This is a genomic window from Neisseria sp. 19428wB4_WF04, assembly GCF_015235335.1.
GTDB lineage: Bacteria > Pseudomonadota > Gammaproteobacteria > Burkholderiales > Neisseriaceae > Neisseria > Neisseria musculi.
Map to the genome: position 1 here is coordinate 1 of NZ_JADGLG010000005.1, position 21063 is coordinate 21063.

The following is a 21063-nucleotide window of genomic DNA, read 5'->3' on the forward strand; positions in this document are numbered from 1 at the left end:
CGCCAGCCTGCCTTTGTCATAGGTAGCAACTTCGCACAAAGTCGGACGGCCGGAGTTACCAATACGCACATAAATATTTCTCATCTCACGAATCCTTAAATAATCAATAAATTAATAAAATTATTATGATTAAAACCCCGCTTTTGCCATCATAACAGTCAATCAGTTTCTTAACGGCCATACGCCAGAATGTGTCGGCTCCGGATAGGGTTTTATTAGGCAGGACAGGGTTTCGTATAGGAAAATTGACGGTTTGCAGGCAAAGCAATCATGGTTCGACTCACGGAATACGCGGACGGTGCAGGATTTGGGAAAACGTTCGGGTTCGGGCGTGATGGTACGGCAGGCTGATGACATTTCAGACCCCTTTCAAAAGTCGGTTGTTCCGATTTGTCAAGGAGTAGAATGTAAAAATACACCCCTTTTGTTGGGGTGCAATATATAAGGCCGTCTGAAAAACCGATACTGCATTCTGACCAAGGTTGGCAGTATCAGATGGATTTTTATCAAAAGCAGTTAAAAGACAAAGGATTAGTGCAGAGCATGTCCCGTAAGGGAAACTGTCTGGACAATGCGGCCGTGGGAAGCTTCTTCGGCATGTTAAAGTCGGAATGTTTCCATACGCGCAAATACGCTTCCGCTGCCGGATTAGCAGCGGCTTTGCGCGAATCTATCCGTTACTGCAATCATAATGGGGTTAATTGGAATGAAAAGGATTGAGTTCTGTGCCATACAGGATTCAGACTTTGGGAGTCGATTGATTAAGCTGTTCGGTTTTTTAGGGGGGCAAACTGGGTACGTTTTTACTTTTTATTTGCTACTGGATGGGGCTGTCTTAGGTTACCAAAATTATTCAAAAATATTTTAGATAACTCTAGTAAAGCTGTTGTAGGTAGTGTAAAAATCACCAATTCGCAGCTGTTACAGGCTGTTTTTCTGTTGAGTCAGGGTCATTCAAGTGCTTAAAACAGCAAGGCACACCTACTCAATGAATCACTAAAGAATTGATCTTCTTGTCAAGAGATCCCGTTAGAACGTAGTGACCATCAGAAAAACTATACACAGAAATACCAAAGGATCAACCTGACTCCAGTAAACCCAATCCTTTAAAGATTGTATCTATTTCTGTATCTAAGCCGCATTATTAGTTTGGATTCCTGTTTTTGTGTTGCATCAAATCTTCGAAATGAGGTTTTCCGATACAGTCAGAATAGATGATGATTGTGTTTCTGTATTTAAATCCAAAGAGCCAGGCTACCTCTGCTTTTACTATAACGGACGCCTCAGGCGTGGATAGGTGGAGGTGAGGCTGCGTCGAATTCGTGAGCTACCTGTCTGTATGCCCAGCCTTGTTTGAGCTTGCTGAGGACGAGTGTCTGAAGTCTTTTGAATATGTCATGACTTTTTTGTATTCTTTTTTTAAGTTGTTTGGCTATATTAAAACAATGGCTGAATACGACTTTAACTTTGTAACAGGTGCACCTAAATCACAACTGACAGGATTATAGGGTATTCAGAAAAAACTGAAACTGCTACACGGCTTTGTAAGCCGTAGCTGCAAATTGAAGCAGTTTTCGTTGAGTAGGTTTGCGTAGCTTGCAATGGGGTATCTTCGTTTTTGAGTGTAGCCTAACTATTAATCTACGTCAGCAATGAGGTAGACAGCCTGTTAACGATCAGGCATCGGCGTTGCTTGTTAAGGCGGTGGTTTGATCGGGATGGAAACGGGCGGATTGGGGGTAGGGGAAGAAATCGTCATACAGCCCTTTTTGCAGTCGTTCTTTTTTTTCCTGCCAGAATTCGGGGGTGAGCAGCTCGCGGTGGTGTTGTAGAAACACTTGCCGCACATCGGGTTTGCCGAGCAGGAACGGGCCGAATTCTTCGGGGAATACATCGCCTTTATTGACGGGATACCAAACTTCGCCCGACATTTCGTATTCGGGGTTGGGCGCGGGCGGGATTTTGCGGAAATTGCAGTCGGTCATGTATTCGATTTCATCGTAATCATAAAAAATCACGCGGCCGAAACGCGTCATGCCGAAGTTTTTGTAGAGCATATCGCCGGGAAAGATGTTGGCCGAGGCCAGCTCTTTGAGCGCGCAGCCGTAGTCGATGACGGCGGCGGCTTTCTCGGCGGGGGAGGCCTGCTGCATAAAGAGGTTGAGCGGTTTGAGGCGGTATTCGACATAAACGTGTTTGATAATGACCCATTCTTCGTTTTCTTCAAATTGGCTGGGCGCAAGGGTGCGCATTTCGTTGAGAAATGCTTCGTGGCAGCGCGATTTGGGCAAGGCAACGTTGGAAAATTCCAGCGTGTCGGCCATGCGTCCGACACGGTCGTGTTTTTTCACCAGCAGGTATTTTTGGCGCACGTATTCGCGGTCAAAATCTTTGTTGGGGCCGAATGTGTCTTTAATCACTTTGAACACATAGGGAAACGAGGGCAGCGTAAACACGCTCATCACCAGCCCTTTCACGCCGGGGGCGGGAATGAATTTGTCGTGCGAGTATTCGAGGTGTTGGGCAAACTCGCGCCACCAGATGTTTTTGCCCTGTTTTTGCAGGCCGACCATGGTGTAAAGGTCGCCGGGAGCGCGCATCGGCAGCATATCGTGCAGAAAGCGGATGTAGCCGCTGGGCACGGGCATATCCGCTAGAAAATAAGCGCGGGCAAACGAAAACAGCACGGCAATCTGGGCGGCCTCAAACAGGGCGGCATCCACTTTCAGACGGCCTGTGGTTTCATCGTGCAGCACGGCCAGTGCAAACGGGTGGCGCACGGCGCCGTTGATAATCTGCCCGAAAATATAGGCACCTTTGTTGCGATAAAACGGAGAGTTGAGTACGCGCACATGCAGGTTCATTTCCTGCGGCGGCCACTCTGCCTGAAAATACCGGCGTGCGGCACGCAGGATATTGGCGATGTCGCGGTCGGGCGAGGCAAACGGAACGCTCCAGCCGAAATGGTGCAGAATATTGCGCAGACAGCCGCGCAGCCCCTGCGATCCGGGGTAAAACGGGCGGAACACGGGCGGGTCGGAATCGATGTATTCGGTGCTGGTGGAGGGCTTTACAAAGATAAACTGGTTGTTGAAATAGGCTTTGTCCAACAGTTTGGTGGAAACCGAATTGAAAAAAGTTTCGGCCAGCTCGGGTTGTTTGTGGTTGACGAGCAGGGCGATATATTCGGTTTTGGCCGCCGCCCACACTTCATCGTTCAGGACTGCTGCGGCGTGTTTTGCGCGCAGGGTTTCAACGGCTTCGTGCACGCGCTGGTCGTACATCTGAATGCGCTCGGCCACCAGGTCTTGAATACCGCGCCAGTTTTTCTGCTCGAAAAGTTGTTTGGCGCGCCGGGTAACTTCGCGAAACAGGCGGTAGTGTTTGTTGAAACCTTCGAGCATGGTTTCAGCCACTTCCCGCCCCAGTTGTTGTTGGGTAGGTTGTCGGGGCATTTGGTGATTCCTTTGCAGACGGATCCGTTGTGCGGTCGGTTTGTAGTTTTATGTAACCTTATGATGTTTTAGGCGGTTTGGCAAGTGTGAAAGTGTTTGGGTGAGAGGGTATGGGCCGGGAAATCTTGCAAAAATGCCCTCATGCCGTCTGAAAGGCTTCAATGCCGTTATCGGCTGCGCCGGCCCGCTGTGTCCGTTCCCCCTCTCATGGGAGAAAGTTCGGATAAAAATATTAAACAAATATCGGAATACCCAACCGCCGTTATTTCTGCCTGCGCGGGGTGCAGCCGATAACGGCAAATAAACGTATGATGGTGTTTTCGGACTCTGCAAAGGCGTCAGGCCGTCTGAACATGGTTTCAGACGGCCTGACGGTTTATATGATGGCAGGCTTGCTCCGCTTATCGCAGGCTTGCTGTATTTCCGTTGCGGCGGCGCGCACTTAGTTTAAAGAAAGCGGTTTGGCAAACCGCCGGAGCGGCAGTCGGGCAGGTTTCGTGCAGCTTCGCTGCCTGTTGTTGCTTGATGCGGTATTTGCGGCACAAGAGCGCGTTAAGGGCTTTGGTTGTCTTGCAGGATTTTGTCGTACACAGCCACGGGCACATAACGCCGTATCATGTCGCGCCAGCCGTCGGGGCCGACCATGCCTTTAACCATGGTGGAGGAAACTTCGGCAAATTCGCGCGGCGGCATCAGAAACACCGTGGCGATGTCGGGGTGCAGATCAGAATTGATATAGCGTATGGTGCGTTCGTATTCATAGTCGGAAGCCGTGCGTATACCGCGCACAATGAATTTGGCGCCGACACTGTGGGCATAATTGACCAAAAACTGGTTTTCAAACGCAGTGATGCGTACATTGGAAAACCCGCTGGAGATGGCTTCGAGCATGGCGCGGCGTTCGGCCACGGTATAGGTGCTTTTTTTGTCGGGGTTCACGCCGATGGAGACGATTAATTCGTCAAACAGGGCTTGCGCTTCGCGTATCATCCACAAATGGCCGTTGGTCGGGGGGTCGAAACTGCCGGCGTAAACGGCGCGGCGCAGGGGGCGGGTGTTCATAGGCAATATGGCGGGGTTGTGCGCTAAGGCGGGATGTCCGGCAGGATAAAGGCTTGGGGGGGGGGATGTCAAAGAAAAGGCGGTTTGATCAAGCCGTTGCCGGCATGATGCGGGAAACGGGCAAGGGCTTGTTTTGCGGAACGGTCTGAAAACAGGGGATGCGGCAGTTTGGGTGCCGTGTTTTTTGCGTGCGGTGTTTTCTGAAGGCGGGTAAAAACGATAAAAATAACGGCAAAACGTTAAAAGGCCGTCTGAAAGATATTGTTCAGACGGCCCCGGGTGCAGCAAACCCCGCCGTTGTTACACTTTCTGTTTTATGAAAACCCGTTTTGGGACGGGCCAAGATGCCGGAAGGCCGGCCAAACCGCGTAAATTCCTGACAGGCTCAAAAATCACGAAACCATCGTTTCCGATAAAACAAAAGCTTGAGGCATGGCAAAGTGCAGCCTCCGATTTGCCTAACGCCTGAAATCTCGGCAACATTCAAAAAACACCATAACAAGCTTGAAAAACCTAACGCCGTCCTTTCCGCGCAGGCGGCAATGACGGCGTTAGGTTTTTCAGACGGCACAAGGCTGTTTCTGCAAGCCCCGGCCGTTTTACCGGGCGGATTAATCTTCGCCGGCAACGGAGAGCAGAATGTTCAGCAGGCTGCTGAAAATATTGTAGATAGAGATAAAGATGGTTAAAGCGGCGCTGATGTGGCTGGTTTCACCGCCATCGATAACGGTACGGGTCTGCCACATAATCATCAGCGAGCTGAACACCACAAAAGCGGCCGAGAGCGCGAGCGAGAGAGCAGGCAACTGCAAGAACATATTGGCTACCATGCCTACTATCAATACCACTACGCCCACCATCAGAAATCGGCCCAGGCTGTTCATATCGGCTTTGGTGCGGCGCGCCAGAGCCGACATGGTGAAGAACACGGCTGCAGTCATGACGGCTGCGGTGCCGACAATCTGCGCGCCGTTGCCGAAGCTGAGGCTGTATTGAAGCAGCGGGCTGACCAATACACCCATGCCGAAGGTGAACACCATCAGCAATGCCGCGCCGGCGTTACTGTGGCGGTTTCTTTCGATTAAGTAACACATGCCGTAGAAAAAGGCCAATACCGCGCCGAACGCAATCCAGCGGTTGCCGAACATGGCATACAGATTGATGCCGGCCCGGCTGCTGATAAATGCACCGAGAGCGCAGGGAATGAATGAAATGCCGAGCAGGGCGTAGGTTTTGCGCAATACGGTGCTTTTCTGCACCGCGCCTGCGGTTTGGGTGTAGCGGTAAACATCGTTTTGCATGGCGTTGGCTCCTGTTGCGTGCGTGAAAATAAAAGAGTCCGGATTTTAACAGCAAATCAAAGATTTTGGCTGAAAATTATTACAGTCGGTTAGTTATTTTCCGGCGTTGGGGCAGGCCGTCTGAAACGGTTGCGGTGGTCGGTTGAAATTGAAGTGTAGGGTGGCTCGAAAGCAAAGTCGTCTGAAACACCGGTTGCCGCTATCGGGTTATCGCTATCGTTAGGATGCGGTACAAGCGTGCGCGCAGCCGTTATTCCACCGATTCAGCCATAGCGCGGCGCGGCCAGCCATAACAGCAATATCCACAGCAAAACCGTGATGCTCCATTGCGGCAGAAGTTTATCCAACTCACTGCTGGATTGGGATGGTTTCAGTAAATTCAAGTGAACCAGCGAGACCGCCGGCAAAACGGTGTTTAACAGCAGCAGGCTGCCGTTGAAATACAGCGGCAGCCACAGCGCCCATGCGGCAGCGGCAGCCGCCAGCAGCACGGTATGGTAGATTTTGGCACGGCGCAGCCCCAGGCGTACGGCAACGGTATTTTTGCCGGCGCGGCGGTCTGAATCGATGTCGCGCATATTGTTGATATTCAGCACCATCACACACCACAGCCCCAGCGCGGTGGCGGGCAGCCATGATGCGGCGTTCAGACGGCCTGTGTGCAGATATTCCGTACCCAACACACCCAGCCAGCCGAAAAACACCAATACCGCAAAATCACCCAGGCCCATGTATCCATAGGGTTTTTTTCCGGCAGTGTAGGCAAAGGCAGCCGCCACGGCAGCGGCTCCGATAAGCAGCCACAGCAACCAGCTTTGCGGTTGGGCAGCCGAAATGGCCGGTAGGGCAACCGCAAGCAGCGCGATGCCCAGCAGGCAGGAAACCGCCGCCGTTAGCTTAACCGCGCAGATCATAGTGGCGGGGCTGATGCGGCCTGAGCCGACCATGCGCGAGGGGCCTTTGCGTGCCGCGGTGTCGGCACCGTGGCGGGCATCGCCGTAATCGTTGGCCAAATTGCTGAGAATCTGCAGCGACAGCGCGGTAAGCAGGCACAGGGCAGACACGGTAAAACTGCTCCGGTGCTGCAGCGCGGCGGTGAGCACGCCGCAGAGCACTGAGGCTGCGGCCAGCGGCAGGGTGCGCAAACGGACGGCGGCCAGCCAGTTGTGTACAGACATAACAGGAAATCAATGGTGGAGTGGTGCGATTATAATTTAGGCCGTCTGAAAAAAGTTGATGTTGGTTTAACAACTTTAAGATTACAGCCGCCGGGCAGAGGGATACCCGGGCCGTTTTGCAGCCGTCCGATTTGAACTACGGCAAAGCCTGCCTGTCCTGCGGGAAATATAGCCGGCTGCTTGCGCGCCGGTTTTATTGCCGTTAAAATGTTATTTATCCTATTGTATTTTTTAAACTTTTTCTTTAATGGCCGTTTTGGGTTTTGAAGGTTGAGAGACTGCCGGGTGCAAGGGTGCGGCGAAGCCGCATCGTTTCGAGTATACGCACAATCAAGAAACCGCCGCTTCTGCAAAAACAAGCTGCTTGGTAGAAAAAGTGCAACGCCCGACTTTTCCAACAGTTGTAAACAGAGTCGGTTTTTTGTTATCCGCATGGCGTGCGGCTTGCTGTTTTGCGCTGGAAATGCGCGGATTCACACAGCGGTATGCGGCATTGGTCGGAGTCGGGTGCCGGCGGAGCGGCGGGAGGTTTACATGCTGAAAAATAATCTGCTGCGGAAAGCCGGTGTCAAACGGCAGGCGGGCTGTCTCAAAAAAAACGGAGGCGGTTCCATGATTCGGACTCCGCAGCTGCGGGCAGTGTTCGGGAGATTTTTGCTGTGTGGTGTATTGCTGCGGCATCGGGCGGAAGCCGGGTTATGCGGCATTGCCCTGAAGGCAGGCAGCGCGTGTTGCCGGTGTGGAAAACAGGCCGTCTGAATGTTTCAGACGGCCTGCCTGCTGTTTGCGGGAGGGCGGTTATCCTTGCGGCACATAACCCTGAACTTGGTCGGCACCGTCGCCGAAGAAGTAGCTTTCCATCTGCTGCGCCAGATATTCGCGCGCGCGCGGATCGGCGAGACTGAGACGGTTTTCGTTAATCAGCATGGTTTGGTGGCGGGTCCAGGCATCCCACGCTTCTTGAGATACGTTTTCAAAAATGCGTTTGCCCAAAGCATTGGGCAGCGGGGCGAATTTCATGCCGGGGGCTTCTTTGCCCAGCTTCACGCAGTGAACCATACGGGTCATGGCAGCTTCCTTATGATGATTTTTCAGACGGCTGTAATTCTAACGGAGCCATGCGGGTTTGTATATAATGCGCTTTTTGCGGCAGGGCGGCTTGTTGAGGCGGCGGTAGGGTGTAGTGCCGAGTAATTCGGACTGCGAGAAAAGCGGCGTAAATTTGCTTGCCGTCAAAGAGCCGTCTGAAAAAATCCGCACAATAACACCTTTCACGCAAGGAAAAAGCATGAGTACACGCCGAGCCATACTCGATTGGTGCAAGCAAACCCTGCAAACCGATTTATATCAAGATTATGCCCCCAACGGCCTGCAAATCGAAGGCAGGGAAGAAATTTTCAAAATTGTTACCGCTGTTACTGCCAGCCGCGCCGCCGCCGCTTACGCAGTAGAGCAGGGTGCCGATATGTTGCTGGTACACCACGGGTTGTTTTGGAAAAGCGAGCCGGTTACCGTTACCGGCTGGAAAAAAGACCGCATTGCCACCCTGCTGGCCGCCAATATCAATATGGCGGGCTACCACCTGCCGCTGGATGCCCACCCTGTGTTGGGCAACAACGCTCAATTGGCCGGGTTGATGGGCTGGGAAACCGAATACCGCTTCGGCGAACAAAACCTGCTCAATGCAGGCCGTCTGAACACCCCGCAAACAACGGCGAAACTGTGCGCAGATCTGCAAAGCCGGCTCGGCCGCACGCCTGTCGCCGTGGGCGGTGAGCGGATTATCAAACGCATCGTATGGTGCACCGGCGGGGCGCAGGGCTTTTTTCAGACGGCCATAGAGGAGGGTGCCGATGCCTATATTACCGGCGAAATATCCGAAGCGCAGTTCCACCTTGCCAATGAAACCGGCGTGGTGTTCGTCAGCGCCGGCCACCATGCCACCGAGCGCTACGGCATACAGGCGCTGGGAGCCGCCCTTGCGCAGGAGTTCGGCATCGAAACGGTTTTTTTTGATGAGCGGAACCCTGCATAAAATCAAGAAATGCCGTAAAACTTTTACCTTATTTTAAATAGTACTTTAAGTATCCCTATAAAATCAGGTAGAATTAAATGGTTTAATGGCTCGGTATTCCCATATCATTAGGATGACTGGAATGGAAAATCAAGAAATCAATCAAAGCCGCCGCCGCTTTTTGACGCTGGCGACAGCCGCTGCAGGCGGTGCCGCCGCCGCAGGCGTTGCGGTGCCGTTTCTGGCGAGCTTTTTCCCTTCGGAAAAAGCCAAAGCAGCGGGTGCGCCCATCGAAGTGGATGTCAGCAAAATCGAAGCAGGCCAGCTTGTTACCGCCGAGTGGCAGGGTAAGCCGATTTGGGTGCTGAACCGCACGGAGCAGCAGCAGAAAGATCTGCCGTTGCTCAATAGTGCTGTGGCCGACCCGAATTCGGAAGTTGACCAGCAGCCCGAATATGCCAAGAACGAGCTGCGATCCATCAAGCCCAATATCTTCGTGGCCATCGGCATCTGCACCCATTTGGGCTGTTCGCCGACTTTCCGTCCCGATATCGCCCCTGCTGATTTGGGTGCCGATTGGAAAGGTGGATTCTTCTGCCCGTGCCACGGTTCCAAATTCGACTTGGCCGGCCGCGTGTTCAAAGGCGTTCCCGCTCCGACCAATCTGATTATTCCGCCCTACAAATACTTGAGCGATACCACCATTTTGGTGGGCGACGATAAATAAAAGGGATTTATCATGGCAAACCAAACCAATAACAAAGCAAAAGCATTGTTAGACTGGGTGGACGCACGGTTCCCTTTGTCTAAAATGATGAAAGAGCACGTAACCGAGTATTACGCGCCGAAAAATTTCAACTTCTGGTATTTCTTCGGTTCGCTGGCCATGCTGGTGCTGGTGATTCAAATTGTCAGCGGTATTTTCCTGACTATGAACTATAAACCAGACGGCAACCTGAACCAATACAACCTCCCCGCTGCATTTACGGCGGTGGAATACATCATGCGCGATGTTTCAGGCGGCTGGATTATCCGCTATATGCACTCCACCGGTGCCTCCATGTTTTTCGTGGTGGTGTATCTGCATATGTTCCGCGGCCTGATTTACGGTTCGTTCAAAAAGCCGCGCGAGCTGGTGTGGGTGTTTGGCTCGCTGATTTTCCTGGCTCTGATGGCCGAAGCCTTTATGGGATACCTTCTGCCTTGGGGACAGATGTCGTTTTGGGGCGCGCAGGTAATCATTAACCTATTTGCCGCTATTCCCGTTATCGGCCCTGATCTGTCTACTTGGATTCGTGGGGACTTCAACGTTTCTGATGTTACCCTCAACCGATTTTTTGCCCTGCACGTGATTGCCGTGCCGCTGGTGTTGGTAGGCTTGGTTGCCGCCCACTTGATTGCGCTGCATGAAGTGGGTTCCAACAATCCCGATGGTGTGGAAATCAAAAAGCTGAAAGATGAAAACGGCGTTCCGCTTGACGGTATTCCTTTCCACCCCTACTACACTGTGAAAGATATCTTGGGCGTGGTGGTATTTCTGATCGTATTCTGTGCCATTATGTTTTTTGCTCCCGAAGGCGGTGGTTATTTCTTGGAAAAGCCCAACTTTGATGCAGCCAATCCGTTAGTAACGCCTGCGCATATTGCCCCGGTATGGTATTTCACGCCGTTCTATGCCATTTTGCGCGCGATTCCTTCGTTTTTCGGCACTCAGGTTTGGGGTGTAATCGGTATGGGAGCGGCCGTAGTGTTGATTGCCTTGCTGCCGTGGCTTGACCGCTCTCCCGTAAAATCCATCCGTTACCGTGGTCCGATTTTTAAAACCATGCTGGTGTTGTTTATTATTTCTTTCATCGGTTTGGGTATCTTGGGTGCTTTGGTAGCTACCGACACCCGTACCATTGTGGCGCGTATTCTGTCAGTCATTTACTTTGCATTCTTCTTGGGTATGCCGTTCTATACCAAAATGGATAAAGACCGCGAAGTGCCTGACCGCGTAACCATGAGTACAACCAAACAGAAAATTATGTTCTTCGTTTACAGCGTTATTGCCGTAGTAGGTGCATACCTGTTTGCAATTTTGATTTAATGAGGGCGGCGAAAATGAAACAAACATTGAAAAACTGGTTTGCTGCCCTGTTGCTGGCAGCTCCGATGAGCGTGGCAGTTGCAGCAGGCGGTGGAAATTATGAACCGGTTGAAATTGATTTGCGCAACCAAGAGAGCCTACAGCGCGGCGCGCAGATTTTTACCAACTATTGTTTGTCGTGTCACTCCGCATCGGCAATGCGCTTTAACCGCTTGCAGGATATCGGGTTGACTGAAGATGAGATTAAAAACAATCTAATGTTTACCACTGATAAAGTGGGCGAGGTTATGCATGCGGCAATTGATCCGGTAGATGCGAAAAAGTGGTTTGGAGCAGTACCGCCCGATCTATCGTTGATTGCCCGTTCACGAGGTGCAGATTATCTCTATGCCTATATGCGCGGCTTCTATAAAGATCCGACCCGACCGACCGGCTGGAACAATACTGTTCTGCCGAATGCTGCTATGCCACACCCTCTGTGGCAGCAACAGGGAGTGCAGGCAGTTGAACTGGATGTAAAAGGCCAGCCTGTGATGACAAAAGATGCACATGGTAACTTAGTTCCCAAACTGTACTGGGAATCTACAGGTCTGCAAACGCGTAAACTGCCTAACGGTAAAGTGATTACCAAAGAATATGATGACTATGCGCGTGATTTGGTGAATTTTATGGTGTACATGGGTGAGCCGGCACAATTACAGCGTAAACGTACGGGTTACATCGTATTGATTTTCCTGATAGCAGTGATGTTGCCCTTGGCGTATTTCCTGAAAAAAGAATACTGGAAAGATATCCATTAAACACCCAAATATATCAATAAATAAAAGGTAAAACTGAGAGAGGTTTTACCTTTTATTGCATCTACGTTAAGATTAGGATTTTCAACTTAGTAGAGAACTAGACTGGTATACAGTGAAAACTTAATTTAAGGGTTTGGGAAGCAAAAGGATTAAATAGAGCTATTTCGAAATATTTTCATCAATATTTTATCCAAGTCTTCATAGAAATGGTTAACTAAAAGAAATGGTTAACTAAAATTCAGCTTCTTTCAAATGTAGGTGAAACACGTCTTTCTGGGTGCTGTAAAACTTGGCAAGCTACTCTTTGGTATAATACTCGAAAGAATCAATACTGTTAATATGCTAATTTTTACAAACAAATCCATTGAGACTATAATGGATGCCAGCAATACTTTTAATCATTCATATCTATAATTTTGCCATATACGCTCCTGCTATCGGTGTAAACCATGTTGTCAGTAAAAATATGGTTGTGTATGAGTATTAATTAATAGGAGCTTTGGTGCGTTAGGTGTGATTTCGGTATAGACTAGTACCGTTACACTTCAAATATTTCGAAGACTAAGATTTTGTCTGATGTACTGTGCCCGCGTTTAGCTCTGATATGCTGGATAAGAAAGTGGTTGGTCTGTGTAAATAATAAAACCATACCCTGAATTTCAGATAGGCGGAGTTAATGCTTCAGGCATTGTGTCGGTTATTTCAGCAGCATCGGAAGTGATTGATTACAAAGTGAAGCAGTAGGTTATTTTTAAATAACCCATTGCAACACGGTAAATCTACACAGAGAAAATTGCTTCAATTTTTTGTATTGGAAATTACAGCACGTTCAGCAGCCAATATACTCGGTATCCAGTCCAACTCAGCCAGATTGTTTTACCGAAAAATCCGCCAAGTTACTGCCTACCGTCTGGATCTTAAAGCAGACGAAGTTTTTGTGTTTCCGCTGAGCCGGATGAAAGTTATTTTGGCCGACAACGTAAAGGCAAACATGCTGGTGGAGCTGCGGGTAAAGTTGCTGTCTTTGGCATTCGAAACGTAACGGCAAAGTCTTTACTATCGTAGTTGAAAACACCAAGAAAGACATTTGCTTCCTGTTATTAAACGAAAAGTCATGCCTGACGGCATTGTCTGTACGGACTGTTATAAAAGCTATGATGTGCTTGATATGAGTGAGTTTACCCATCACCGTATCAATCATTTGCAGACCGTCAAGACCATATCAACAGCATTGAAAATTTCCGAAATCAGGCACAGCGCGTTCTACGAAAATATAATGGAATTGACCGCCAATCTTTCGTCAATCTTTTCCGTTATTCTTGAAAGAATGTGATTTTCATTTTAATTTCGGTTTGCCAAAAGAGCAGTTAACAGTTCTGGGTTTAGTATTTAGGGTTGATCTACGTCAGACCATTGTTTTTTAATAACATTTTTAGAAGCTTATTAATTAATAATTGGATGATTTTGTTTTTTAGGTCATCAACAGCATTCGGTTTGTATTCAAGCATTCGGTTTGTATTCACTTGTAGACAGGCAGTATAAACAGATACTGAGATACTGCCTTTTCAAGTTAATGCTTCCTACTCCTGCGGGAGCTTGCTGATGGTAAAGCCTGTGAAGCCGTAGATCAGGGTGAGAATCAGGCTTAGGTAGCAGAAAAAGGCGTAGGGTACATAATCCACTACCGGTACACCGAGTATGCCTGCAAGGAACACGCCATATACGCCCCAAGGCACCAGAGGGTTAATCACTGTGCCTGAATCTTCGATCGTGCGGGCCAGATTGCGCGGGTGCAGTTGCAAACGTCTGTATAGCGGCTTGAAAGTGTTACCGGTGAGCAGCAGGCTCAGATATTGTTCGCCTATTAAAAAATTGATACCGAAAGCCGTGAAGGCTGCCGCAAGGGTTGCGCGTCCCACTCCTGTGAGCAGATGGGAAACACCGGCGAGCAAGGCGGGCAAGATGCCCAAACCTTGCAGCAGGCCGCCCAAACTCAAGGCGAGAATCACGATGGTTTGGCTGAAAAACATGCTTTCCATGCCGCCGCGCGATACCAGCTTGCCTACTGCGCCCAAGTCCAGCCCTTCGGCCGGTTTGTAGCCGCCGAAAAACCAGCCGCCCAGTTGCTCCAGCGTGGGGCTGCTGTGGATATATGTAATGGCAAGCGCGGTGAAAATGGTGGCAATGATGGTATAAACCGCATTCACCTTGCGCACAGCCAGCACAATCAGTACCGCAAACGGCAGCAGAGCATAACCGTGCACCAAGCCGCTTTCAAGCAGTTGCTGCTGCATGACGGTGATGTTCGACAAATCGGCATCGGCCACATCGCCGGTGAGCAACCACAGAAACACCGCCGTCAGAATCCACGCCGGTACGGTGGTAAACATCATGTTGCGGATATGGTCGAACAAATCCACGCCCACAATTGAAGCGGCAATGGTGGTGGTGTCGGAGAGCGGCGACATTTTATCGCCGAACAGCGCGCCGGAAACCACTGCGCCCGCCACAATGGCGGGGTCGGCATCAAACGCCTCTGCCATGCCCAAAAAAGCCACGCCGGCCGTGGCGCAGGTGGTAAAGCCGCTTCCCAGCGAAATGCCGATAACCGAACACAGTATAAATGCCGAGATATAGAAAAAATGCGGCGAGATCAGGTCGAAACCGTAATACATCAAGGTGGGAATCGCGCCCGACATCATCAGAGCCGCCACCAGCAGGCCGATATAGAAAAACAGATAAATCGCACCGATGCCCGACACCACCCCCTCGGCCATGCTTTTCTGCATTGCGGCAAAATCCTGCCCCCTGATCCTGCCATAGGCAAACAGGCCGCACATCACCAGCACAATCGAAATATGCGGCACCCAGCCGAAACCAATCATCGTGATGCCCATCACCGCCACAATCAACAGCGAAATCAACGAGGCTTCGCGCGGATGCATGGTGGTTGTGGTTAAGGGTTCGATCATTTTCCTGAATCCTTTGCGTGGTTATTGTCAAACGGAAAACCGCTGCTGCCGGTTTGACGGCGCGGCGGCGTAACAGCTGAATCTTATCCTTTTTATATGCCGCCAGGGAAGCTGTTTGCAGGCCGTATGAAAACCATCCGCAGGCCGTATGAAAGGCAAGGCTTTGTTTTCAGAAGGCTTTTGTCCTTATTGAAAGCTGCTGCCGGCTATCGGAAAAATCTTTATCCTGCCCCTGCGGCAGGTTGGGCACCGCTGCGGATACGGCGGGGCGTGCCGCTCGGGAAGCTGTTTGGCGGCCGTCTGAAAACCGCCCGCAGGCCGTTTGAAAGTCAAAGATTTGTTTTCAGACGGCCTTAAGCCTTGCCGGAAGCCGCCGTGTTGCCCGCAAAGCAATGTGCAGCAAGTGTCGGGTGTGCCACCGACCGAATCCCTGTTTGGGTCGTTCGGCAAAAAAACAGTTTGAAAACGTGCCGAAAAATGATAGTGTTTCAAGCATTGCCGCGGCGCCATATTTTGCCAACGCCGCTTTTCTGCCCGATTACCGTCATATTTTTACCGCAAAGGCCAAAACCATGCTGAAAACCTTATTGAAACCCGTTGCGCTGCTCACCTTGATGCTGGGTGCCGCACTGCCTGCTTCTGCCGAAACGCTCCATTATAATGTGGTTGAATTTTCCGAAAGTGCCAGTGTCGAGCTTTTGCGCGACACCATGACGGTGAACCTGCGCGTGCATGAAGAAGGCCGCAGCCGCGAAACCGTGAGCGGCAATTTCGTGAAAAAACTCAACAACGTTACCCGCAAAGCCTCGGCTGCGCCGTTTAAATCCGAACTGCTGCACCGCAGCGCATCCCCCCGCTACGAATACGACAGCAAAGGCAAGCGCACGCAAACCGGTTGGGAAGAGCAGGCGGTGGTGCAGGTGGAAAGCAAAAACTTTGAAGCCTTGAACAAATTGGTTGCAGAAAGCCGCAGCGATGCCGATTTGGAAAGCCTCACGTTCAAAGTGTCGAAACAAAACCGCCAAGATGCTTTGGACGAAGTGAGCCAAGCCGCTTTAGCCCGCTTTAAAGACCGCGCCGCTGCGCTCGCCAAAGCCATGGGTTTCCGCAACTATAAAATCGTGCGTTTGAATTTCGGCCAAATCGGCAGCCGCCCGATCGACAGCGGCACGCCGGTGATGATGCGCGCCGCCAAAGCTGCGGCCGTGTCTGACGAAGCCGCCGCCCCCGTGCCGGAGCACACCAGCCCCGGCACCGAAGAAGTCAGCATCACCGTGCGCGGCACGATACAGATGTGATGCCTGCGAAGTTTTTCAGACGGCCCGATTTTGCTTGAAGGCCGTCTGAAAATATGTGTTTTGCCCATCTCTGCAACAGGGAATATCCCGATGAAAACAGCCTTCCTCCTACGCTCGATTCTTGCCGCCGCAGCCCTTGCCGCTGCTTTGGCGGGCTGCACCTCGGTAGCCGATATGGTCGGTTACGACAGCAGCAGCCTTAACGAAAGTGCCGCCAGAAGCTACAGCCGGGCGATGCAGCAGGCGCGCAGCAGGCAGCTGCTCGACACCGCCTCGCCAACCTCGCGCCGCATCCACGGCGTGTTCAACCGTCTGCGCCCCTATGCCGAGCGTGCTAACCAAACCGGCGTGCCGTTCAACTGGCAGATGAGTGTGATTCAATCCAACGAGCTGAACGCATGGGCGATGCCGGGCGGCAAAATGGCGATATACACCGGCATGGTGGAGCGCCTGAAGCTGAGCGATGACGAAATCGCCGCCGTAGTCGGCCACGAAATGGCGCATGCCCTGCTCGAACACAGCAAAAAAGCCATCGGCCAGCAGGTATTGACCGGCCTGGCCGTTAATGTCGGCAGCTCGATTTTGGCCGCCGGCACCGGCATCAGCAGCGATGCTGTCGGCCTTTCTTCCGGCCTGTTGAGCCAATACGGCGTGAATATGCCTTTTTCGCGCAGCCAGGAGCGCGAAGCCGACATGCTCGGCGTGCGCCTGATGGCGCAGGCGGGCTACAACCCGCAGGCGGCCGTTTCGGTGTGGGAGAAAATGAACCGTGTGGGCGACAACAACAATGCCTTAAACGCCATCACTTCTTCACACCCCACCAACAATGCGCGTATGGCGGCTATCCGCAAAATATTGCCGGAAGTGATGCCGGTTTACGAGCGCAGCCGCCGCTAAGCGGTTTTAGCGGTAAACATCAGGCCGTCTGAAAAGAGTTTCAGACGGCCTGAAATATTGCAGCAGGCCGGCGGGCTGTCGGGCAGGGCGGGTTATGGTGATGGTTTCCGAACATTGCCGGGATTGCGGCCGGTGTTTCTGCAACGCACCGGCCACAATCCCACACACCCCGCCGCTTACGCCGTATCCGCTATATAATCCCGGCCGTCTGAAACCATTTTTCCACACCATGCCGCAAACCCTCGATCAATGGCTGCAAGCCTGCCCGCTGCCCAAAAACGAAGCACGTATGCTGTTGCAGCACGCCGGCGGCTACACCCGCGCCCAACTGGTTACGCGCGGGCAGGAGCCGCTGCCCGATACCGTGGCCGCCGCCGCCGATGCGCTGGCCGAACGCCGTATCCGCGGCGAGCCTGTGGCCTATATTCTCGGCACGCGCGAATTTTACGGCCGCACGTTCCAAGTGGACGGCAGCGTGCTGATTCCCCGCCCCGAAACCGAGCATTTGGTTGAAGCCGTGCTCGAACACCTGCCGCAGGGCGGCAGCGTGTGGGATTTGGGCACCGGCAGCGGCATCATCGCCGTCACCGTTGCGCTCGAACGCCCCGATGCCCGCGTGTGCGCTTCCGACATCAGCCCCCGAGCCCTGCAAACCGCCGCCGCCAATGCCCGCGCGCTCGGCGCATGCATCGGATTTGCCTGCGGCTCGTGGTTTGATGCGCTCAGGCCGTCTCAACACCGGCGCTTCGACATCATCGTTTCCAATCCGCCCTATATCGAAGCGGGCGACCGCCATTTGCAGCAGGGCGATTTGCGTTTCGAGCCGCAAAACGCGCTCACCGATTTTTCAGACGGCCTAAGCGCCATCCGCATCTTGGCGCGGGGTGCGGGCAGGCGGCTCAAAGAGGGCGGCCTGCTGCTGCTGGAACACGGCTGCAGCCAGGGCGCGGCGGTGCGGGCACTGTTTGCACAAAACGGATTTGCGCAGGTGGAAACGCAGCAGGATTTGGCGGGGTTGGACAGGCTCACGCTGGGCCGTCTGAAAGCTGCGGCTGCGTAGGGTTGACGGGAAAGCGGGCGAATATGGATGGCCGCGCCCGCGTCTGGCCAAGTACGCGGTTTGCGCGGGCAAAGGGTCGCGCTGCCCCGCCCGAACTGCCGCAGTGGCGGGTGTTGCCGTCTGAAACCGTTCAGACGGCCTTTGGAGGGTGTCGCAGGCGGGGTTGCCGCAGGGCGGACGCCGCAAACGGTATCCATGCCGATACTGCCGTGATTTCAAAGCGGCCCGTCCCCCGCCGGGCATGCCTGAATTGGCGCGGGCGGCCGGGCATTTGCCGGCGGCGGTTTTCAGACGGCCGGTGCCGGCAAGGGGCGGGCTGTTTGCATTTTTCATGCCGTTGGCTGCGCGGCGTGAAAGCAGGCGGTGTTCGGGCGTTTCAGACGGCCTGACGGCTGTTTTTGCAAAAACATCAGCTTGAAACTTCTAGCCCCCTTTCACAGCCCGGCCAGCAGCCCGGGCAGTTCGGCCAAATCATCGATAACCGCCAAACAGCCCGCCTGCCGCAGCTGCGCTGCCGGGTGTGCGCCGGTGGTGATGCCCACGGCGCGGGCGCGGGCGTTGGCGGCCATTTCCAAATCGTAAACGGTGTCGCCGACCACCAGGGCATCGGCAGGGTGCAGCCCCAGCTCATCACACAGCTTGAACACCATATCGGGCGCGGGTTTGGAAGGCTGCTCGCCGGCGCAGGCGGTGGCGAGCCAAAAGCCGGCGGTGCCGGTTTGGGCGATGGCTTTGTCCAGCCCGTTTCTGCCCTTGCCGGTGGCCACGGCCAGCCAATAGCCCTGCTGCTTGAGGGTTTGCAGGCAGGGAACGGCGCCGGCAAACAGTTTCATATTATGGTTGTTGGGGTTGAGATAATGGTGGGCGTAGGTTTCGGCCAACTGCTCTTTGGTGTGGATATCGGCATCGGGCGCAAGGTGGCGGATAATGGTAACGAGGCTGTAGCCGATGAGTTTTTTGATGTCGGCAGCCTCGGGGGCGGGCAGGCCGCACTCGGCGAAGGTTTGACGGAAGGTGTCGATAATCGGGCCGGTGGTGTCGGCCAGCGTGCCGTCCCAGTCGAAAATAATCAGTTTGGGCTTCATGGTTGCTGCTCCTGGTTGCTTTTGCGGATTTGTTACGGGCGGCGCAGAGGTTTTTTTGCTTTCGGGCGGTTAAATTCTTTCAACCATTTTGGTTTGTCTATGATGTTTCCTATCTTGGGCGGTGCTGTTAAAACTGCCGGGGAAAATCGGTTTATTTTACTGCCGTTTCTGTAAATCTTGGTAAGGCCGTCTGAAAAGGTGTAGAATACGCGCCGTTTCCAACCACCTGCCTGCATGCTTCAGGCACGCATCATGGAACTTCCCCATCCATCACCCGCAACACACAAACCCACCGTTTAACCATCCCGCCCGAATACTGCCCCCGCGCTTCAGGCGGGCGGAGTATTTATGAGCATCGAAGCAAATTCCCCCGAAACTGCCGAAACAGACAAAGCCGCACGGGTGCCGCTCGACATCGAACGCGTGCACGCGCTTGCCGAAGTGCTGCTGCCCGTTGCCGAGCAGATTGAAAACAATCTGCCGGTTGAAGACGAAACCTTAAACGCCTGGTTGGTCGAGTTGATTGCCGTGCTGCACGAGCTGCACCCTGCCGATGTGGCGGCGGTGCTCGAATCGCTGCCGCCCAAAGAACGCTCGATGGTGTGGCACCTGGCCTCGCCCGAAGAAGACGGCGAAGTGCTGCTGGAAGTTTCCGATGCGGTGCGCGAAACGCTGATCGAGTCGATGGACAAAGAAGAGCTGCTCGCCGCCGTTGACGATTTGGACGCAGACGAGTTGGCCGAGCTGGCAGACGGCCTGCCGCACCAGGTGGTGTATGAAGCACTGCAAACCCGCGATGCCCAAGAGCGCGCGCAGGTGCAGGCGGCGATGTCGTATGCAGACGGCCGGGTTGGCGCGGTTATGGACTTCGAGCTGGTGAGTATCCGTGCCGATGTGGCCTGCGAAGTGGTGTTGCGCTACCTGCGCCGTTTTGAGAGGCTGCCCGACCACACCGATAAAATTTTCGTGGTAGATGAAAACGATGTGCTGCAGGGCGTGCTGCCGATACGCAAGCTCTTGGTGGCCGACCCCGAAGAGCAGGTGGAAAACGTGATGGCCACCGATGTGGTGCGCTTCAGCCCCGAAGACGATGTTGAAGAAGCCGCGCAGGCGTTCGAGCGTTACGATTTGGTAACCGCCCCGGTAGTGGACGGAAACCAAAAGCTGATCGGCCGCATCACCATCGATGAGATGGTAGACGTTATCCGCGAAGAGAGCGAAGCCGATATGTTGAACATGGCCGGTTTGCAGGAAGAGGAAGACCTGTTTGCGCCGATTTGGGATTCGGTGAAAAACCGCTGGGTGTGGCTGGCCGTGAATCTGTGCACGGCCTTTGTTGCCAGCCGCGTTATCGGCGCGTTTGAGGGCAGCATCGAAAAAATCGTGGCACTGGCCGCGCTGATGCCGATTGTGGCGGGTATAGGCGGCAACTCGGGCAACCAAACCATCACCATGATTGTGCGCGCAATGGCGGTGGGGCAGATTTCCGGCGTGCAGGCGCGGCGGCTGCTGAAAAAAGAAGTGGGCGTGGCGCTGGTAAACGGCCTGATTTGGGGCACGGTGATGGGCGTGGTTGCATGGCTGCTCTACAGCAGCGCAGGCATAGGCTTCGTGATGGTGGCCGCGATGACGCTCAATCTGCTGCTTGCGGCTACGGTGGGGGTGCTGATTCCGGTGGCGATGGAGAAAGCCGGCCGCGACCCCGCGCTGGGCAGTTCGGTGCTGATTACTGCGGTAACCGACTCGGGCGGCTTTCTGATTTTTCTGGGGCTGGCAACGATGTTTTTATTGTGATGCACGCATGGCGGGCAAAAGGCCGTCTGAAAGCCTATTTTCAGACGGCCTTTTCTAT

18 protein-coding genes and 2 pseudogenes are annotated in these 21063 nt (G+C 53.1%); 11 read left to right on the forward strand and 9 right to left on the reverse strand.

Translation table 11 applies throughout. The features are described from left to right. Positions 1-453 precede the first annotated feature (453 nt). Positions 454-720 (forward strand): annotated as a pseudogene (locus IR141_RS02130) (IS3 family transposase); the annotation flags it as partial. Between the two features lie 956 nt (positions 721-1676). Here the strand turns inward: IR141_RS02130 and aceK are convergent. Continuing rightward, positions 1677-3455 carry a bifunctional isocitrate dehydrogenase kinase/phosphatase gene (gene aceK, locus IR141_RS02135; RefSeq protein ID WP_135034046.1) on the reverse strand — a complete coding sequence of 593 codons (1779 nt, stop codon included), beginning with the start codon at positions 3453-3455 and terminating at the stop codon, positions 1677-1679. Between the two features lie 308 nt (positions 3456-3763). Between aceK and IR141_RS02140 the strand changes: the two genes are divergently transcribed. Further along, positions 3764-3901, forward strand: coding sequence for a hypothetical protein (locus IR141_RS02140; RefSeq protein WP_167742991.1), 138 nt, complete (start codon positions 3764-3766; stop codon positions 3899-3901). A 106-nt stretch (positions 3902-4007) separates the two neighbouring features. Here the strand turns inward: IR141_RS02140 and coaD are convergent, their stop codons facing one another. The 5 genes from coaD to IR141_RS02165 all read right to left on the reverse strand — a co-directional run bounded on the left by coaD (position 4008) and on the right by IR141_RS02165 (position 8064). Continuing rightward, positions 4008-4517, reverse strand: a complete 510-nt coding sequence (gene coaD / locus IR141_RS02145) for a pantetheine-phosphate adenylyltransferase (protein WP_135034047.1) — start codon at positions 4515-4517, stop codon at positions 4008-4010. Positions 4518-5128: 611 nt separating this feature from the next. Then, entirely contained in the window at positions 5129-5818 is a 690-nt protein-coding gene (locus tag IR141_RS02150) for a Bax inhibitor-1/YccA family protein (RefSeq protein ID WP_135034048.1), read from the reverse strand. Between the two features lie 263 nt (positions 5819-6081). Continuing rightward, positions 6082-6996 carry a 1,4-dihydroxy-2-naphthoate octaprenyltransferase gene (gene menA / locus IR141_RS02155; protein WP_135034049.1) on the reverse strand — a complete coding sequence of 305 codons (915 nt, stop codon included), beginning with the start codon at positions 6994-6996 and terminating at the stop codon, positions 6082-6084. Between the two features lie 29 nt (positions 6997-7025). After that, entirely contained in the window at positions 7026-7430 is a 405-nt protein-coding gene (locus IR141_RS02160) for a hypothetical protein (RefSeq protein WP_135034050.1), read from the reverse strand. A 364-nt stretch (positions 7431-7794) separates the two neighbouring features. Further along, positions 7795-8064: an oxidative damage protection protein gene (locus IR141_RS02165; protein WP_135033305.1), complete on the reverse strand. Its 270-nt coding sequence runs from the start codon at positions 8062-8064 to the stop codon at positions 7795-7797. A 220-nt stretch (positions 8065-8284) separates the two neighbouring features. Here IR141_RS02165 and IR141_RS02170 point away from each other — a divergent pair, with 220 nt between their 5' ends. From IR141_RS02170 to IR141_RS02190, 5 genes and pseudogenes are all read left to right on the forward strand, one after another. Next, on the forward strand, positions 8285-9031 hold the full coding sequence (locus IR141_RS02170) for a Nif3-like dinuclear metal center hexameric protein (RefSeq protein WP_135034051.1): 747 nt from the start codon (positions 8285-8287) through the stop codon (positions 9029-9031). 121 nt (positions 9032-9152) lie between these two features. Continuing rightward, a complete protein-coding gene (petA, locus tag IR141_RS02175; protein ID WP_135034052.1) occupies positions 9153-9737 on the forward strand; it encodes a ubiquinol-cytochrome c reductase iron-sulfur subunit in 585 nt (194 codons plus the stop codon). 12 nt (positions 9738-9749) lie between these two features. Then, the gene (locus tag IR141_RS02180; protein WP_135034053.1) at positions 9750-11099 is read left to right on the forward strand and encodes a cytochrome bc complex cytochrome b subunit; all 1350 of its coding nucleotides are present in this window, start codon (positions 9750-9752) and stop codon (positions 11097-11099) included. 14 nt (positions 11100-11113) lie between these two features. Beyond that, a complete protein-coding gene (locus tag IR141_RS02185; protein WP_187000561.1) occupies positions 11114-11899 on the forward strand; it encodes a cytochrome c1 in 786 nt (261 codons plus the stop codon). 763 nt (positions 11900-12662) lie between these two features. Next, positions 12663-13323 (forward strand): annotated as a pseudogene (locus IR141_RS02190) (IS1595 family transposase). 156 nt (positions 13324-13479) lie between these two features. Here the strand turns inward: IR141_RS02190 and nhaC are convergent. Continuing rightward, positions 13480-14871: a Na+/H+ antiporter NhaC gene (nhaC, locus tag IR141_RS02195; protein ID WP_135034055.1), complete on the reverse strand. Its 1392-nt coding sequence runs from the start codon at positions 14869-14871 to the stop codon at positions 13480-13482. Between the two features lie 572 nt (positions 14872-15443). Between nhaC and IR141_RS02200 the strand changes: the two genes are divergently transcribed. Next, a complete protein-coding gene (locus IR141_RS02200; RefSeq protein ID WP_135034056.1) occupies positions 15444-16169 on the forward strand; it encodes an SIMPL domain-containing protein in 726 nt (241 codons plus the stop codon). A 90-nt stretch (positions 16170-16259) separates the two neighbouring features. Next, positions 16260-17066: a M48 family metallopeptidase gene (locus tag IR141_RS02205; RefSeq protein WP_135034057.1), complete on the forward strand. Its 807-nt coding sequence runs from the start codon at positions 16260-16262 to the stop codon at positions 17064-17066. A 6-nt stretch (positions 17067-17072) separates the two neighbouring features. Here the strand turns inward: IR141_RS02205 and IR141_RS02210 are convergent, their stop codons facing one another. After that, positions 17073-17297, reverse strand: a complete 225-nt coding sequence (locus IR141_RS02210; protein WP_135034058.1) for a hypothetical protein — start codon at positions 17295-17297, stop codon at positions 17073-17075. On the opposite strand from IR141_RS02210, the gene prmC reads away from it, so the two are divergent. Beyond that, positions 17296-18126, forward strand: coding sequence for a peptide chain release factor N(5)-glutamine methyltransferase (prmC, locus tag IR141_RS02215; protein ID WP_135034059.1), 831 nt, complete (start codon positions 17296-17298; stop codon positions 18124-18126). The two genes, IR141_RS02210 and prmC, sit on opposite strands and share 2 nt — an antisense overlap. A 434-nt stretch (positions 18127-18560) precedes the next feature. Here the strand turns inward: prmC and IR141_RS02220 are convergent, their stop codons facing one another. Continuing rightward, positions 18561-19211 (reverse strand): HAD-IA family hydrolase, encoded by a 651-nt coding sequence (locus IR141_RS02220; RefSeq protein ID WP_135034060.1) that lies wholly within the window; start codon positions 19209-19211, stop codon positions 18561-18563. A 348-nt stretch (positions 19212-19559) separates the two neighbouring features. Here IR141_RS02220 and mgtE point away from each other — a divergent pair, with 348 nt between their 5' ends. Then, positions 19560-21005: a magnesium transporter gene (gene mgtE, locus IR141_RS02225; protein WP_135034061.1), complete on the forward strand. Its 1446-nt coding sequence runs from the start codon at positions 19560-19562 to the stop codon at positions 21003-21005. Positions 21006-21063: the final 58 nt, after the last annotated feature.

Bases quoted from the DNA above. Each gene is read 5' to 3' on its own strand.
- aceK (WP_135034046.1), bottom strand. From the start codon at position 3,455: ATGCCCCGACAACCTACCCAACAACAACTGGGGCGGGAAGTGGCTGAA.
- IR141_RS02140 (WP_167742991.1), top strand. From the start codon at position 3,764: ATGATGGTGTTTTCGGACTCTGCAAAGGCGTCAGGCCGTCTGAACATG.
- coaD (WP_135034047.1), bottom strand. From the start codon at position 4,517: ATGAACACCCGCCCCCTGCGCCGCGCCGTTTACGCCGGCAGTTTCGAC.
- IR141_RS02150 (WP_135034048.1), bottom strand. From the start codon at position 5,818: ATGCAAAACGATGTTTACCGCTACACCCAAACCGCAGGCGCGGTGCAG.
- menA (WP_135034049.1), bottom strand. From the start codon at position 6,996: ATGTCTGTACACAACTGGCTGGCCGCCGTCCGTTTGCGCACCCTGCCG.
- IR141_RS02160 (WP_135034050.1), bottom strand. From the start codon at position 7,430: ATGCGGATAACAAAAAACCGACTCTGTTTACAACTGTTGGAAAAGTCG.
- IR141_RS02165 (WP_135033305.1), bottom strand. From the start codon at position 8,064: ATGACCCGTATGGTTCACTGCGTGAAGCTGGGCAAAGAAGCCCCCGGC.
- IR141_RS02170 (WP_135034051.1), top strand. From the start codon at position 8,285: ATGAGTACACGCCGAGCCATACTCGATTGGTGCAAGCAAACCCTGCAA.
- petA (WP_135034052.1), top strand. From the start codon at position 9,153: ATGGAAAATCAAGAAATCAATCAAAGCCGCCGCCGCTTTTTGACGCTG.
- IR141_RS02180 (WP_135034053.1), top strand. From the start codon at position 9,750: ATGGCAAACCAAACCAATAACAAAGCAAAAGCATTGTTAGACTGGGTG.
- IR141_RS02185 (WP_187000561.1), top strand. From the start codon at position 11,114: ATGAAACAAACATTGAAAAACTGGTTTGCTGCCCTGTTGCTGGCAGCT.
- nhaC (WP_135034055.1), bottom strand. From the start codon at position 14,871: ATGATCGAACCCTTAACCACAACCACCATGCATCCGCGCGAAGCCTCG.
- IR141_RS02200 (WP_135034056.1), top strand. From the start codon at position 15,444: ATGCTGAAAACCTTATTGAAACCCGTTGCGCTGCTCACCTTGATGCTG.
- IR141_RS02205 (WP_135034057.1), top strand. From the start codon at position 16,260: ATGAAAACAGCCTTCCTCCTACGCTCGATTCTTGCCGCCGCAGCCCTT.
- prmC (WP_135034059.1), top strand. From the start codon at position 17,296: ATGCCGCAAACCCTCGATCAATGGCTGCAAGCCTGCCCGCTGCCCAAA.
- IR141_RS02210 (WP_135034058.1), bottom strand. From the start codon at position 17,297: ATGGTGTGGAAAAATGGTTTCAGACGGCCGGGATTATATAGCGGATAC.
- IR141_RS02220 (WP_135034060.1), bottom strand. From the start codon at position 19,211: ATGAAGCCCAAACTGATTATTTTCGACTGGGACGGCACGCTGGCCGAC.
- mgtE (WP_135034061.1), top strand. From the start codon at position 19,560: ATGAGCATCGAAGCAAATTCCCCCGAAACTGCCGAAACAGACAAAGCC.